Source organism: Caenimonas soli (assembly GCF_013155545.1).
Lineage (GTDB): Bacteria > Pseudomonadota > Gammaproteobacteria > Burkholderiales > Burkholderiaceae_C > Ramlibacter > Ramlibacter soli.
Genome location: NZ_JABJVV010000001.1, coordinates 548,434 through 562,222, shown reverse-complemented (window position 1 = coordinate 562,222; position 13,789 = coordinate 548,434). Strand labels below are relative to the sequence as shown.

The window sequence follows — 13,789 nt, the reverse complement described above, 5'->3', positions numbered from 1 at the left end:
GCGCTGGGAGCGCCGAAACGATGCGGAGGTCGAGTTTGCGGCCTTCGGACTAATCGTGGCCTGTCCCCGCGCTCCGGAGACGTCCGCGCGCTGATCGCGCGCAAACGGCCGCAAACTCGACCTCCGCATCTCGACTGGTCCCGATTGCGCGCCGCAGCCGACCGGCGCACAGCCTTGCACACGTCGCCGCTTCCGCGCCTTGAAAAGGCGCGGAACGGGCTGACCGCGCGTCACAAAGCAGCGAACCGCTCGCGACCATAGGTCCCGGGTCAAGCTCTCATCCACGAGCAATTGCGAGCGCTCTGAAATCTCCGGACAGTAGTGGGTCAAGCCCGGGATGACAAATTCGCCGCTGCGGCGCGCAGCTTGTCCTTCTTGCTGGGGCGCTTGCCCTTGATGCCGCCGGTGCCCGGCGCGGCGGCCGCGCTTGCCGCCGCTTCCGCATCGACCGGCTCGTAGCCTTCGATCTGCTCGCGCGGCAGGCTCAGGTGCTGGCGCTTCTCGATCAGGCGGAAGTGGGCTTCGGTGTCGGCGCTGACAAAACTCACGGCTAGACCGCTTTCACCGGCGCGGCCGGTGCGGCCGATGCGGTGCAGGTAATCCACCGCGGAACGGGGCAAGTCGTAGTTGACCACCACTGGCAGCTGCACAATGTCGATGCCGCGCGATGCCAGGTCGGTCGTGACCAGCACGTCCCACTGGCCGCTCTTGAATTCCGACAGCACCTGCTTGCGGGCGCCCTGGCTCAGGTCGCCATGGAAGGGCGTGGCGAAGATGCCGTTCTTGTACAGCTTCCAGGCCACGTGCTCGGCGGCGTACTTGGTGGCGACGAACACCAGCGCCCGCTCCCAACTCTGCTCCTTGATGAGGTGGCGCAGCAGCTCGGTGCGCCGCTTCTCGTCGACCTGGATCACGCGCTGGAGGATGGACGGTTCGTTCGCGGGCGTGGAGGGCACGTCCACACGAACCGGGTCGCGCAGCAGCGTTTCAGCCAGCACCTGAACGGCCGGTGGAAAAGTTGCCGAAAAGAACAGGTTCTGGCGTTTGGGCGGCAGCAGCCACAGCACGCGATCCAGTTCCTCGGCAAAGCCCAGGTCCAGCAACCGGTCGGCTTCGTCGAGAACCAGCACTTCCACCGCGGCGAGCTTGAGCGCGTTGTGCTGCACCAGGTCGAGCAGGCGGCCGGGCGTTGCCACCACGACGTCGGCACCGCCACGCAAGCCCATCATCTGTGGATTGATGGAAACGCCGCCGAACACCACGGCCACCTTGGGCCGCTGCGGCAGATGCTGGGCCAGGCTGCGAATGACTTCGCCCACCTGGGCCGCCAGCTCGCGCGTTGGCACGAGGACCAGCGCTCGCGTGCGTCTTGGCGTGTGCTGCGGCCCTTGCTCCAGGCGCTGCAGCAGGGGCAGGGCGAAGGCGGCCGTCTTGCCCGAGCCGGTCTGGGCGCAGCCCAAGAGATCCGCGCCGCGCAGCGCTGCGGGGATGGCTTCGGATTGGATGGGTGTGGGCGCGGCGAAACCGAGTTCGCCGGCGGCGCGCACGAGCGCGGGGGAAAGGCCGAGAAAGGAGAAGGGCATGATGGGAAGTTTCGCAGCAGTTTAAGCTGTGGGCCCGAAGGAGATGCCATGCAATACCGCCAGCTCGGCAAAAGCAACCTGCAAGTGTCCGCCCTCTGCCTGGGCACCATGATGTTCGGCGACCAGACCGGCCGCGAAGAAGCCCAGTCCATCGTGGCCGATGCGCGCGCCAACGGCGTGAACTACATCGACACGGCCGACGTGTACAGCAAGGGTGGCTCCGAGCGCATGGTCGGCGAGCTGATCAAGGACCAGCGTCACGACTGGGTGCTGGCCACCAAGCTGGGCAACAAGATGTCGGATCGCCCGAACGAAGGGCACTTCTCGCGCAGCTGGATGCTGCGCGAGGTGGACGCCAGCCTGCAGCGCCTGCAGACCGATCACGTCGACATCCTCTACATGCACCGCGACAACAACGGCATGGACCTGGAAGAGCCGCTGCGGGCGTTCGATGCCATGTTGCGCGCTGGCAAGATCCGCTACTGGGGTGTGTCCAACTTCCGCGGCTGGCGCATCGCCGAGATCGTGCGAGTGGCCGGCCAGCTGGGCATGCCGGGTCCCGTGGTCTGCCAGCCCTATTACAACTTGCTCAATCGCATGCCGGAGGTCGAGATATTGCCTGCCTGCGAACACTTCGGCATCGGCGTCACGCCCTACAGCCCGATCGCGCGGGGCGTGCTGACGGGCAAGTACCCGCCGGGCCAACCGCCGGCCGAGGGCACGCGTGCGGCGCGCGGCGACAAGCGCATCGCCGAAACCGAGTTCCGCGAGGAATCGCTGCAAATCGCCCAGAAGCTGAAGGCGCATGCGGAAGCAAAGGGCATCACCCTGGCGCAGTTCGCCACGGCCTGGGTGCTGGCCAACCGCGCCGTCAGTTCGGTGATCGCCGGACCCAGGACACTCAAGCAATGGCAGGACTATCTGCCCGCGCTCGAATACGCGGTGACCCGCGAGGACGAGGCACTGGTCGATTCCTTCGTTGCGCCCGGCCATCCATCGACGCCGGGGTATACCGATCCGGGCTATCCGCTGCATCCGCGGGTGAGGGGCTAGACGATGTCCGTTGCCTTGTATTGGGATTTCGAGAACCTTCACGCCAGCCTGTACGAGGACTTGCAGGGCGAGGGCGCCTACGGCGGCAAGCCCGACAACCGTTTCAAGGTCCAGGAGCCGCTGGTGGACGTGCAGGCCATCGTCGATCTGGCGCTGTCGTACGGCCCGATCGCCATCAACCGGGCCTATTGCAACTGGCAGTATTTCGGCCGCTACCGCGATGCGCTGATGCAGAACGCCGTGGATCTGGTGCAGCTTTTTCCGCCGGGCGGCTCGTCCAAGAACGGCGCCGACATCCGGTTGTGCCTGGATGCGGCCGAAGACATGGCCCGCTTCGGTCACATCCGGACCGTGATCGTGGTCGGAGGCGACAGCGATTTCACGCCGCTGTCGCAGAAGATCAGGGCGGCCGGCCTGACACTCGTAGGCGTCGCGGCGCGCAAGTCGACCAACCGGCACTGGGCCAAGAGCTGCCATGAGTTTCGCTACTACGAGAGCCTGTCCGGCGCGTCGCCCGCCGAAGCTAAGGCTCAGCCCAGTCCAAGCGCGTGAAATACGCGGACAGCGGCGTAAGCGTCGTTGGCCGCGTAGATCAGCTGTGCCTCGGACAGCCGCGGGTTGGCCCAGTTCGAGGTGGTCGCCTTGCGCGACTTGATGAAACGCTGGTTGAACAGGACGGCCACGGCCCCCTTGACGCCCATGTCCTTGCGGTACCCGCGGTCCCGAAAGACCGTGTTGAGCTCCAGCACGTCCACCGGCTCGACCCCCAGTTTGCTCACGATCCGCTTGCGGTCGTCGCCCAGTCCGAAGCCCGCCTTGACGACACCCGGAAGCGCCAGCAGTTGCGCCACCATGGCGCGGCACTCCAGGTCGTGCAGCTGGAACACCCAGGCCTTGTGCAGAGTCGCCAATTGCACGATGTGCGGCCCTTCGGACAGCTGGTCCTTGACGAATGTGGGTTTGGATTCGGTATCGAAGCCCCACACCGGGGCCGCAGCCAGTTCGCGGGAGGCCTGTTGAGCCTGCGCCGGTGTCGCCACGAGCTGGATCTGGTCCAGCCCCAGCCGGTCGAATGGCTCCAGCAGGGCTATCTCGGCTTTGTCGGGCGTGGGGTGGCGGCTATGCATGAGAATTGGCAGCGCAGGATAACCCAATGACCTATTCCCTCGTTCTCTACGATGCCGACGACGTCTCCGATGCTCAGCGGCGAGAGGCTGAACAACGTTTTCGCGCGGCGCTGGAGGACACGCTGGGCGATGCCAGCCTGGTGGCGCCCGTGTACACCGCGTACTTGCGCATCGTGGCAAGCTACGGTGAAACCCCCGACCTTGACGCGCTCACCGACGCCGAGCGGGCGATCTTCGAGCAGTGGCAGGCCGCGGAAACCGCCGCGGTGGCGGCGGCTTTCGGGACCCATCGCTACATGGGCGACGCCATGTACGAAATTCGCGTCTAGCCGGGCGATCCGAGGTTCGCCTTGAAGAAGGCGTTACGCCAGTTGCAGGCGCACCTGGGACGCGATTTCGTAGGAGCGCAAGCGGGCGGCGTGATCGAACATCTGTGAGGTGATCATCAGTTCATCCGCGCCGGTGCGCGCTATGAAAGCCTTCAGGCCTTCGCGCACGGTGTCGGGTGAACCGATCGTGGCACACGACAGCACGCTGTCGAGCAAGGCCTTCTCCGCCGGCCCCACCCTTTCGCGGTAGCCGGGCAGCGGCGGCGGCAGCCGGGTAGGGCGCCCGCTGCGCAGGTTGACGAAAGCCTGCTGCATGGAAGTGGCGCGAACCTGGGCTTCCTCGTCGGTGTCGGCGGCGAAAACGTTGAAGCCCAGCATGACATACGGCTTGGCCAGCTGCGCCGAGGGCTTGAAGTTCTCGCGGTAGAGCTCTATGGCCTGCATCATCTGCGCCGGCGCGAAGTGGGATGCAAAGGCATAGGGCAGGCCCAGCATGGCCGCGAGCTGAGAGCCGAACAGGCTGGAGCCGAGGATCCAGACCGGCACCTTAGCGCCGGTACCGGGAACGGCGCGGATGTGCTGGCGTGGCTGGTCGGACATGAAATCCATGAGTTCGACCACGTCGCGTGGGAACTCATCGGCATCCGAAGTCAGGTTGCGCCGCAAGGCGTGCGCTGTGGCCTGGTCGGAACCGGGAGCGCGGCCCAGGCCCAGGTCGATGCGGCCCGGATACAGCGCCTCCAGCGTGCCGAATTGCTCGGCGATCACCAGCGGCGAGTGATTGGGCAGCATGATGCCGCCGGCGCCCACCCGAATGGTCTTGGTGCCGCCGGCCACATGGCCGATCAGTATGGCCGTGGCGGCGCTTGCGATGCCGGGCATGCCGTGGTGTTCGGCCAGCCAATACCGGTTGTAGCCCCAGCGCTCGGCGTGTTGCGCCAGGTCGAGCGAGTTGCGAAACGACTGGGCGGCGTCGCTGCCTTCGGTGATGGGGGAGAGGTCGAGGACGGAAAAGGGAATCATTGGCACAGCGTACTGCGTTGTGCCCTTGTATGCTGCGGAGCATGAGTATGGCCGTACCGCGCAGAGTCCTTCCGGTGATCGTGCTATCGCAGTTCGCCGGTACCTCCCTGTGGTTTGCCGTCAATGCCGTGATGCCTGATCTGCAGCAGGCCTGGGGCCTGCCGCCGGAATCGGTGGGCATGCTCACGTCGGCGGTGCAATTGGGTTTTGTCACCGGTACGCTGGTATTCGCCCTGCTGATGCTGGCCGACCGCTTCCCGCCCTCGCGCGTATTCCTCGCCTGCTCGCTGCTGGGAGCGGCCGTCAACGCCGCCACGCTGCTCGCGAATGGGCAGTTGGCCGTGCTGGTCTTGCTGCGCTTCGCGGTGGGATTCCTTCTTGCCGGCATCTACCCGGTCGGGATGAAGATCGCGGCCAGCTGGTACCGCGAGGGTCTGGGCGCGGCGATGGGCGTGCTGATAGGCGCGCTGGTGCTGGGCACTGCCTTGCCCCACGGCCTGCGGGCGTTCGCGGGGCCCGCCAGTGCTGCGGCGCCCTGGCAAGCCGTCGTGCTGGGCGTCTCCCTGCTCGCGGCGCTGGGAGGGCTTGCCACGGCCTTGCTGGTGCCCGCCAATCCACATGCGGCGAGGGGTGGCCGCATCACGCCGCGCGCGCTGGGGCTGATATGGTCCGACCGGCGGCTGCGGGCCTCGGTGTTCGGCTACTTCGGCCACATGTGGGAGCTGTACGCTTTTTACGTGCTGGTGCCGTTCGTGGCGGCAACCCGGCTGGAGGGGATCGCCGTGAGCGCCGGCGCGTTCTGGGCGATCGCCGCCGGTTTCGTCGGCTGCGCCGGCGGCGGGCTGCTGGCGCGGCGCTTCGGCAGCGCCCGCGTGGCACAGATGCAACTCGCGTGCAGTGGGGCTTGCTGCCTGGCCGCGCCTTTGATGCTGGCCGCGCCAATAGTGCTGTTCCTCGCCTGGCTGCTGCTGTGGGGAGCGACGGTGGTCGGCGATTCCCCGCAATTTTCGACGCTGACGGCCCAGAATGCGCCGCCGCAAGTGGTGGGCAGCGTGCTCACCTTCACCAACTGCATAGGCTTCGCGATTTCGGTGGTGAGCATCGAGCTTTTCGTGCGGGCCACCCAGGCGTGGCCGCCGGCGCTGGTGTTGCCGTGGCTGGCGCTCGGGCCGCTATTCGGCTTGTGGATGCTCAGGCCCTTGCTGCCCGCGCGGGGCTTGACATAGAGTGCACTCAAAGCCGTCCAATCGTCTTTCTTCAACAGGAGACAGCCATGACCGATGCCCAGGCCAACAAGGCCATCGCCACCCAGCTGTTCGAGCGCTTCTCCGCCGGGGACATCCCTGGCGTGCTGGGCCTGCTGGCCGACGACGCCACCTGGTGGCTGCCCGGCAAGCCGGGCCAGCTGCCCGTGGTGGGCAGCCGCAACAAGGCCCAGATCGGCAAGCTCTTCCAGGGCATGGCGGGCCAGCTGGAGGGGCCGCTGAAGATGACGGTGAAAAGCGCCATAGCCGAAGGCGATGAGGTGGCCATGGAGGTCGAGTCCCTCGGCCATCTGAAGAACGGCCGCGTCTATGACCAGGAATATCATTTCCGCATTACGCTTCGAGACGGCAAGATCACCGCCGTGCGTGAATACCTGGACACGCTGCTGGTCCAGGCTGTCTGGTTCAAGCCATGAGGCGGTTCACTTCTGCGCGGCCACCAGCGCAGGCTTTTCCCGGTACACCTCGGGCATCAGCTGCTTGAGGTTGGCGATCTTGGGCGCGTCGAAAGCCACGATGTAGGCTGAACGCGGGTGCAAGGTGGCGTAGTCCTGGTGATAGTCCTCGGCCGGGTAGAAGGTGCTGAGTGGAGCGAGCTGCGTCACGATCTTGCCGGGAAATGCACGCGCCGCCTCGATCTGGGCGATGTAACGCTCCGCCACCTCTTTCTGGCCGGCATTGCGCCAGAACAACGCCGATCGGTACTGCGTGCCGTGGTCGGGCCCCTGCCGGTTGAGCTGGGTCGGATCGTGTGCCACCGCAAAGAAGATCTGCAGCAGCTTGCCGTAGGAAATCTGCCGCGGGTCGTAGGTGACCTGCACGGCTTCGGCATGGCCGGTCTGGCCGCTGGTGACTCGCTCGTAGTTGGCCGTTTCGCGGGCGCCACCGGCGTAGCCCGACACGGCGTTCAAGACGCCGGCGGTATGCTGGAACACAGCCTGCACGCCCCAGAAGCAGCCGCCTGCAAAGACGGCCGTCTCTTGCGTGGTCGCCACCGCGGCATCGTACGCGGGCGCGGGCAGGCTGACGGCTTTCTCGGCCGCGGAATTACTCGCCCAATAGGCGCCCAGCGCCACGGCAATGATCGCGATGATGCCCGGCACCTTGTCGCTGAGGAACGCACCTTTCATTGCCCCATTGTGAACCTGAGCCGGGTTTCAGGCATGTACCTGACCCCGGCCGTCGGCGGGCGCCGACAAGCGGGCCGCTTGCGCAGCGCTACGGTGGCGTATTGCTTGCTCAGAGGGGCTCTGCCATGTTTTTTTCGCAAACCCTGCAGGTGGTCGCCCTGCTGTTGGCTCTGTCCACCCCGCCCGCCTGGGCCGCACAGGCCGCTGGGGCACCGCACGTGCCTCTCGATCCGGCCGAGCAGGTGGGCCGGCTGAACGAGGACAGCGCGACGCCGCTGCTCGCAGTGGGCGCGCGCGGCGCCGCCGTCATCCGCGCCCAGATCCTGCTGGACCGTTGCTGGTTCTCGCCGGGCGAGATCGACGGTATCTTCAGCAGCAACATGGCGCGGGCCGTGTCGGCGTTCCAGTTGTCGCGCGGCCTGCCGACCACGGGCAAGATCGATGGCGCCACCTGGACCGCGCTGCAGGACGGGCAAGGCCCGGTGTTCACCACCTACGCCTTGACCGAGCAGGATGTGGCCGGCCCTTACCGCAAGATTCCGGTGGATCCGATGGAGCAGGCCAAGCTGCCCGATCTGGGCTTCCAGTCGCTGCAGGAGGCCCTTGCCGAGCGCTTCCATATGAGCCCCAAGTTGTTGACCGACATGAACCGCGATCGCGCGCCCGCTGCGGGCAGCCAGCTGGTCGTAGCGGACGTGGGCATGCCCAACGTCCTGCGCTACAAGGCGACGCTGATACGCATCGACAAGTCCGACAAGATGCTCTATGTGATCGGGGAGGGCAATCGCGTGTTGGCGGGCTTCCCCGTCAGTTTCGGCGGCAATCGCGATCCCTTGCCGATCGGCCAGATGAAAATCACCAGTGAAGTCAAGAATCCGCAATTCACCTACGACCCGAGCCTGCTGCGCACGGCCAAGCCGCACGAAGTGAAGACCAAGCTGCCGCCGGGCCCCAACAGCCCCACGGGCCTGATGTGGCTCGGGCTGAGCAAGCCGCACTGGGGCATCCATGGGACGGACGAGCCGTCGAAGATGGCGCGCGTGGAGACCAATGGCTGCGTGCGCATGACCAACTGGGATGTGCTGCGGCTGGCGTCGCTCGTCAACCCGGGCATGGCGGTGCAGGTGCAGGACTGATTGCGATGCCCATGAAGTTCTTGTGGCGCTTCTGCGGCCTGGCCTTGTGCGCGACACTGGCCCTTGCCGCTTCAACCCAAGACGGGGCAGCGTTGCTGGCGGCGCGTGCGCTGGTCATTCCGGTGGAGGGCGTTGCACCGGCCGCACTGGTGGACACCTTCGAGCAGGGGCGTCCCGGTCACCGGCACGAGGCGATCGACATCGCCGCGCCGCGCGGGAGCCGGGTGGTGGCGGTGGACGACGGCAGCGTGGTCAAGCTTTTCACCAGTGTGCCGGGCGGGCTGACCGTCTACCAGTTCGACCCGCAGGAGAACCTGGCCTATTACTACGCCCACCTGGACCGCTACGCCGAGGGCCTGCGCGAGGGCATGATGCTGCGGCGCGGAGACTTGATTGGCTACGTGGGCAGCACCGGCAATGCCGCACCGGACGCCCCGCATCTTCACTTCGCCGTATTCCGGCTCGGTCCCTTGCGGCAGTGGTGGAAGGGCGAGCCGGTGAACCCCTATCCGGCGCTGCGCAGCGCCCAACCCGTGAACTGAACGCAACGCCACACCTTGCGGCGCGCACCGCCGCGCACTACTATGTTCTCCATGCCGCAACTCATCGCATCGGTCGAGGGTGTCGAAATCAAGCACGTGTACCTGCAGAAGGACCGTACTACGCTGGGGCGCAGCCCCGACAACGACATCGTCCTCGAGAACATGGTGGTGAGCGGCCATCACTGCGTGTTCGAGCTGCGCGGCCTTGCCGAGGTGTACATCGAAGACCTGCGCAGCACCAACGGCACCTATGTCGATGGCAAGATGGTCAAAAAGCGCCAGAAGCTGAACGACGGTGACGTGATCGCCATCGGCAACTTCCGCATCCAGTTCCTCGAAGCCACCGAACGCCCCAGCGGCTTTTCGGCTGAAACGATGGCGATGAAGTTCGAGGGGGAAAGCACCCCCAAGATGGTCCACGCCATTTTCCAGGTGCTGAATGGGTCGTCGGCGGGGCTGGAGATGCCGGTCGTCAAGGCCGTGACCACGTTCGGCAAGCCGGGCGTCTGCGTGGTGGCGGTGTCGCACCGCAGGGACGGCTATTACGTCGCCTACCTGGACGGCAGCAGCCCGCCCACCCTCAATGGCGAGGCCATTGGCGATAACCCGGTGCTGTTGTCCAATCACGACGTGCTGGAACTGGCCTCTACGCGGATGCTGTTCCTGTTGAAGGAGTAGGCCGCTGCCGGTCATAATGGCCGCATGGGACTGTTGAACAAAATCTTTGGGGGCGGTGCAAACGGCACAAGCGCCGCAGACGAGACGTCGCAGTCCGACCACCGCGAGAAGGCCGCTGTCGATCAGGCCAAGGCGGCGCGCGACACGCGCCGTGAGCTGGTGCAGGTGGTGCTGCGCGACACCATGCGCAAGCACGGCGTTCCATCCGACTGGGTCGATTGCCGCATCCTCTCCGTGAAGACCCGCCAGCACAAGGCGGGCATGCACGTGCAGTTCCTGGTGCGCCAGGGCGACGCACAGCTGCTCGATTACGTCCATGCCTTCCAGGAAAGCTTCTGGGAAGAGATCCTCAAGTTCGAGCCGCAGGCCCGCGAATGGCTGTTCAGCGTGGCCTGGCAGTTTTACGGCAAGGCCGTGCGAGGCTTCGCGCCCATGCCCAGTGCGGGTGCCTGGGCCGAGGAAGCAGCCGACAAGTCTTCGGACGCCGGCGACACCCAGCCCCAATACGAGGACGCGGAAGACCTGGCATCGGACCTGCAGGCACTCTACGCGATCCGCGACGCGGCGATCTCGCGCCGGCCCTGATACCAGCGCGTATGGATGCCGCCACTCTTCACATCGTCTGCCCGCGCTGCCACACCACCAACCGGGTGCGCCAGAGCGACATGGCCAACGCGCCTGGCTGCGGTAGCTGCCACGAGGCGCTCTTCAACGGGCACTCCACTGCGCTGGATGAAGCTGCCTTCGATCGCCACATCACCCGCAACCAGATTCCCGTGCTGGTCGATTTCTGGGCGCCGTGGTGCGGTCCCTGCCTCCAGATGGCACCAGCATTCGAGCAGGCCGCCGCCCAGCTCGAACCCCATGTGCGCCTCGCGAAAGTGAATACCGATGAAGCGACGACGCTGGGAGCCCGCTACCAGATCCGCAGCATTCCCACCCTGGCGCTCTTCATGAACGGCCGCGAGGTCGCGCGCCAGCCGGGAGCCATGGGCGCGGCCGATATCGTTCGCTGGGCGCGCTCACAGTTGCCCTAGACGCCAAAACGCTCGACCACCTGGTAGCCCGCGCCGCCGGGAAGCGAGCGCACCAGCACATACCCTTCATCGACGCGCCAGCACCAACGCGCAAGCGGGGCGGGCGGTTTGGCGCCTCGTGCCCGCCGCGCAAGCGTGACATGCGGGCGAAACGGGCGCGCATCCACCGGCAGGCCCAGGGCAACTACTGCATCGCGTAGCGCGGCGTGCAGCCGTTCCAGTTGTTGCGGCGTGTCCGCGGGCTCGAGCACCGCAACGCCGTTGGGCCACACGTCGCCGTGGCCAAGCTCCAGTTCAAAGGGTTCGAAGGGTCCGCGCAGGCCCGCCGCAATCTCCCCGAGGCGTTGCGCGGGCACGTCGCCCAGGAAATGAAGCGTGGCATGCAAACGCTCGGCCTTGACCGGTGCGGCGCGCGACGGCCAGTCCCATGTGCGCTGCCACTGCGCGATGGCGGCGCGCGTGGCCGGATCGGGCCATAGCGCGACGAACAGGCGCAGCGAAGTGGCGGGCTCCGGAGCAGTCGCAGGCATGGCCGGATTTTGCTCCGGCTGCGCCTAGGCCCGGCTCAAGCCATCCAGGCCAGGAAGTCGTCGAGCAGCCGGTTGAACTCCTGCGGCTTGTCCATGTGAGCCCAGTGGCTCGTGCCCGTGACAACCTTGCGCGTGATGTCGGGCATCTGCTTGTACAAGGCGGTGTCGCTGTCGCCGTGCGTGGTGTCTATGATTAGCTTGGGCCCGGGATAGGCGCGCAGCGCCGGCAGCGGATCGAAGGCGAAAGTGGCTTCAATCATCGCCAGCGAAGGCTCGCGCTGGACGCGGTGCATGTCACCTTCCAGCTTGTCCCGCACCGCCGGCTCCGCACCCTCGAACAGCGAATTCCAGTAGCCGGCCGTGGTTTTGTCGTAGTCGGCGCGCAATGCGGCCATGATCTGCTTCGCCTGCGCCGGGTCCGACTTGCCCGGCGAGCCCGCGAGCACCAGCCCCGCGACGCGGCCAGGCTGCTCGCCCACGTAAGCCGCCGCAGCTGCGCCGCCCATGCTGTGGCCGACCAGCACGAAACGGCTCAAGCTCAGCCCGTCGGCAACGGCGGCGATGTCTTTTGCCAGGGCCGGCATGCTGTAGTCCGAATCGGCCGGCGCATCGGACTGGCCATGGCCTCGCAAGTCGATCGCCACGCAGCGGCGGTGGGGCCGCAAGTGCGTCAGCTGGGGGCGCCAATGCGCGGCGCTACCCGCATAGGAGTGAACGAACAGAACGGGCACGCCGGGTCCGCCACCACCGTCTTCCACGTGCAACTGCCCGGCGGGGCCGTCTATGGTCCTTGCCATTTTGCTTTTCCTTTCAGGGCTAAAGCTTTGGAATGTGGAGCGTCTTGCTGACCATAAGGCTGCCCGAGACCACGAACAGCAGGGACATGAGGTGCAAGTCCCAAGGACCAATGGTGTAAACGCCGCCGTAAAGGGTTTCGCCCACACGGCCTTGCCAGCCTGCGAAGGCCAGCACGCCGGTGAGCAGCACGCTGGTGGGAATCGGTGTGCCTTCGAAATAGGCAACCTTGTCACTGCCGGCCGCCAGCGTTTCGGCCGTCACGTTGTAGCGGGCGAGCCTGCTCACGCCGCAGCACACGAAGAAGATCAGCGCCGCCACGTCCCAGCCGCCCTGCATGCCGGCGGCGAACGCCAGAGCCGCAGGCGCGACGCCGAAGGAAATCACGTCCGACAGCGAGTCGAGTTCGCGGCCCAGCGCGGAATGCTGGTGCCGAGCGCGGGCGATGCGTCCGTCCAGCACGTCGAAGATGAAGGCGGCCGGCGCCAACGCCGCGGCGGCGTAGAAATGGAAGGCCAGCTGCGTCGACATGTAGAGCATGGCGAAGAAGACCGCACCCACGCCGCAGGCGGCGTTGCCCAGCGTGAAGAAATCGGCCAGATGAAATCCGCGCAACATGGAGAAGTGGCGCGCTGCGGCTCGTTGCATGGGGATCCCCCGGAAGTGTTTAGTTCACCTTAAGTGCCGCTGCAATGCCGCCGCGTCGGACCCCGGCCCAGCGCCGTGTCGGCTTCGTCCGACGCGCGGGACAGGAGCGGCCGGGGGCGTTACCCTTGCGAAATGATTGCTTTGAGATGGGCCGTGCGCGGCGCTGCGTACGCGTGGGCCTCTCCATACACGGTTGTCGGCCTGGTGCTCGGGCTGCTGGTGATCCTCTTCGGTGGTGGCGCGCGCCTGCGGCAGGGAGCGCTGGAGTTCGGCGGCGGCAAGGTGGGGGAGTACCTGTCGCGCCTGCGCCCGCCGTTCGCGTTTTCGGCGATCACCCTCGGCCACGTGGTCCTCGGGCTCGACCATGCCGTCCTGGGGGCTGTGCGAGCCCACGAGCAGGTGCACGTGCGCCAGTACGAGCGCTGGGGCCCGCTGTTCGTGCCGGCCTATCTATTGTCCAGCCTTGTGGAACTCTTGCGCGGCCGCCGCCCGTACCTGGACAACTGGTTCGAGCGCGAGGCCTATGGCAAGACCGCCCGGGGGACCGGCGCCAAGCCGCGCTGAATCACTGAATAAATGGCTGCCCGCCGCCATCACTACCATGTCTATGTCGTCGAGCTTGCCGACCAGGTGTGGAACGTCGGCCGGTTTCGCCGCGCCAATCCGGAGTATCAGCTGGGCAAGCCGTTCGTGTACGTGGGAATGACGGGTCTGGACCCCGATGTGCGGTTCGACAAGCACAAGGCCGGCATCCAGGCCAACAGTTTCGTGCGCGATTACGGCTTGCGTTTGCTACCGGGCCTGTATGCCATGTACAACCCCATGCCCTACGAGGCGGCGCGCGACATGGAGGTGGAGTTGGGCATTGCGCTGCGCGCGGCCGGCTACGGCGTATGGCAGGCCTAGCGCCTGG

At 66.3% G+C, this 13,789-nt stretch carries 19 protein-coding genes; 12 read left to right on the top strand and 7 right to left on the bottom strand.

The window, feature by feature from the left end; genetic code table 11:
• Positions 1-326: 326 nt before the first annotated feature.
• Positions 327-1,583, bottom strand: a complete 1,257-nt coding sequence (locus HNE04_RS02745; RefSeq protein WP_172216505.1) for a DEAD/DEAH box helicase — start codon at positions 1,581-1,583, stop codon at positions 327-329.
• Positions 1,584-1,631: 48 nt separating this feature from the next.
• Between HNE04_RS02745 and HNE04_RS02740 the strand changes: the two genes are divergently transcribed.
• Both HNE04_RS02740 and HNE04_RS02735 read left to right on the top strand, forming a co-directional pair.
• A complete protein-coding gene (locus HNE04_RS02740) occupies positions 1,632-2,636 on the top strand; it encodes an aldo/keto reductase (protein WP_172216504.1) in 1,005 nt (334 codons plus the stop codon).
• Positions 2,637-2,639: 3 nt separating this feature from the next.
• Positions 2,640-3,188 (top strand): NYN domain-containing protein, encoded by a 549-nt coding sequence (locus tag HNE04_RS02735; protein ID WP_235964716.1) that lies wholly within the window; start codon positions 2,640-2,642, stop codon positions 3,186-3,188.
• Here HNE04_RS02735 and HNE04_RS02730 read toward each other — a convergent pair.
• A complete protein-coding gene (locus tag HNE04_RS02730) occupies positions 3,167-3,763 on the bottom strand; it encodes a 3'-5' exonuclease (RefSeq protein WP_172216502.1) in 597 nt (198 codons plus the stop codon). The genes HNE04_RS02735 and HNE04_RS02730 overlap by 22 nt on opposite strands.
• A 26-nt stretch (positions 3,764-3,789) precedes the next feature.
• Here HNE04_RS02730 and HNE04_RS02725 point away from each other — a divergent pair, with 26 nt between their 5' ends.
• On the top strand, positions 3,790-4,092 hold the full coding sequence (locus HNE04_RS02725; protein WP_172216500.1) for a hypothetical protein: 303 nt from the start codon (positions 3,790-3,792) through the stop codon (positions 4,090-4,092).
• Between the two features lie 33 nt (positions 4,093-4,125).
• On the opposite strand, the gene HNE04_RS02720 is transcribed toward HNE04_RS02725, so the two are convergent.
• Positions 4,126-5,115, bottom strand: coding sequence for an LLM class flavin-dependent oxidoreductase (locus HNE04_RS02720; RefSeq protein WP_172216498.1), 990 nt, complete (start codon positions 5,113-5,115; stop codon positions 4,126-4,128).
• A gap of 41 nt (positions 5,116-5,156) precedes the next feature.
• On the opposite strand from HNE04_RS02720, the gene HNE04_RS02715 reads away from it, so the two are divergent.
• Positions 5,157-6,341: an MFS transporter gene (locus tag HNE04_RS02715; RefSeq protein ID WP_235964715.1), complete on the top strand. Its 1,185-nt coding sequence runs from the start codon at positions 5,157-5,159 to the stop codon at positions 6,339-6,341.
• A 47-nt stretch (positions 6,342-6,388) separates the two neighbouring features.
• Positions 6,389-6,796: a nuclear transport factor 2 family protein gene (locus HNE04_RS02710; protein ID WP_172216495.1), complete on the top strand. Its 408-nt coding sequence runs from the start codon at positions 6,389-6,391 to the stop codon at positions 6,794-6,796.
• 6 nt (positions 6,797-6,802) lie between these two features.
• Here HNE04_RS02710 and msrA read toward each other — a convergent pair whose 3' ends face one another.
• A complete protein-coding gene (gene msrA, locus HNE04_RS02705; RefSeq protein WP_172216494.1) occupies positions 6,803-7,510 on the bottom strand; it encodes a peptide-methionine (S)-S-oxide reductase MsrA in 708 nt (235 codons plus the stop codon).
• Positions 7,511-7,635: 125 nt separating this feature from the next.
• On the opposite strand from msrA, the gene HNE04_RS02700 reads away from it, so the two are divergent.
• Genes HNE04_RS02700 through trxC form a run of 5 tightly spaced genes read left to right on the top strand, consistent with a single transcriptional unit; the run spans position 7,636 to position 10,903 of the window.
• Positions 7,636-8,646, top strand: coding sequence for a L,D-transpeptidase family protein (locus HNE04_RS02700; RefSeq protein ID WP_172216493.1), 1,011 nt, complete (start codon positions 7,636-7,638; stop codon positions 8,644-8,646).
• Positions 8,647-8,657: 11 nt separating this feature from the next.
• Entirely contained in the window at positions 8,658-9,188 is a 531-nt protein-coding gene (locus tag HNE04_RS02695; RefSeq protein WP_235964714.1) for a M23 family metallopeptidase, read from the top strand.
• A gap of 51 nt (positions 9,189-9,239) precedes the next feature.
• Positions 9,240-9,866 carry an FHA domain-containing protein gene (locus tag HNE04_RS02690; protein ID WP_172216491.1) on the top strand — a complete coding sequence of 209 codons (627 nt, stop codon included), beginning with the start codon at positions 9,240-9,242 and terminating at the stop codon, positions 9,864-9,866.
• Positions 9,867-9,890: 24 nt separating this feature from the next.
• On the top strand, positions 9,891-10,451 hold the full coding sequence (locus HNE04_RS02685; RefSeq protein ID WP_172216490.1) for a hypothetical protein: 561 nt from the start codon (positions 9,891-9,893) through the stop codon (positions 10,449-10,451).
• A gap of 11 nt (positions 10,452-10,462) precedes the next feature.
• Positions 10,463-10,903 carry a thioredoxin TrxC gene (trxC, locus tag HNE04_RS02680; RefSeq protein WP_172216489.1) on the top strand — a complete coding sequence of 147 codons (441 nt, stop codon included), beginning with the start codon at positions 10,463-10,465 and terminating at the stop codon, positions 10,901-10,903.
• On the opposite strand, the gene thpR is transcribed toward trxC, so the two are convergent.
• Genes thpR through HNE04_RS02665 form a run of 3 tightly spaced genes read right to left on the bottom strand, consistent with a single transcriptional unit; the run spans position 10,900 to position 12,876 of the window.
• A complete protein-coding gene (gene thpR / locus HNE04_RS02675; protein ID WP_172216488.1) occupies positions 10,900-11,433 on the bottom strand; it encodes an RNA 2',3'-cyclic phosphodiesterase in 534 nt (177 codons plus the stop codon). The two genes, trxC and thpR, sit on opposite strands and share 4 nt — an antisense overlap.
• Positions 11,434-11,468: 35 nt before the next feature.
• Positions 11,469-12,230: an alpha/beta fold hydrolase gene (locus HNE04_RS02670; RefSeq protein ID WP_172216487.1), complete on the bottom strand. Its 762-nt coding sequence runs from the start codon at positions 12,228-12,230 to the stop codon at positions 11,469-11,471.
• A 19-nt stretch (positions 12,231-12,249) separates the two neighbouring features.
• Positions 12,250-12,876 (bottom strand): CDP-alcohol phosphatidyltransferase family protein, encoded by a 627-nt coding sequence (locus HNE04_RS02665; protein ID WP_235964713.1) that lies wholly within the window; start codon positions 12,874-12,876, stop codon positions 12,250-12,252.
• Positions 12,877-13,008: 132 nt separating this feature from the next.
• On the opposite strand from HNE04_RS02665, the gene HNE04_RS02660 reads away from it, so the two are divergent.
• Together HNE04_RS02660 and HNE04_RS02655 are read left to right on the top strand one after the other, a co-directional pair.
• Positions 13,009-13,440 (top strand): signal peptide prediction, encoded by a 432-nt coding sequence (locus HNE04_RS02660; RefSeq protein ID WP_172216485.1) that lies wholly within the window; start codon positions 13,009-13,011, stop codon positions 13,438-13,440.
• A 12-nt stretch (positions 13,441-13,452) separates the two neighbouring features.
• Positions 13,453-13,782, top strand: coding sequence for a hypothetical protein (locus HNE04_RS02655; protein ID WP_172216483.1), 330 nt, complete (start codon positions 13,453-13,455; stop codon positions 13,780-13,782).
• Positions 13,783-13,789: the final 7 nt, after the last annotated feature.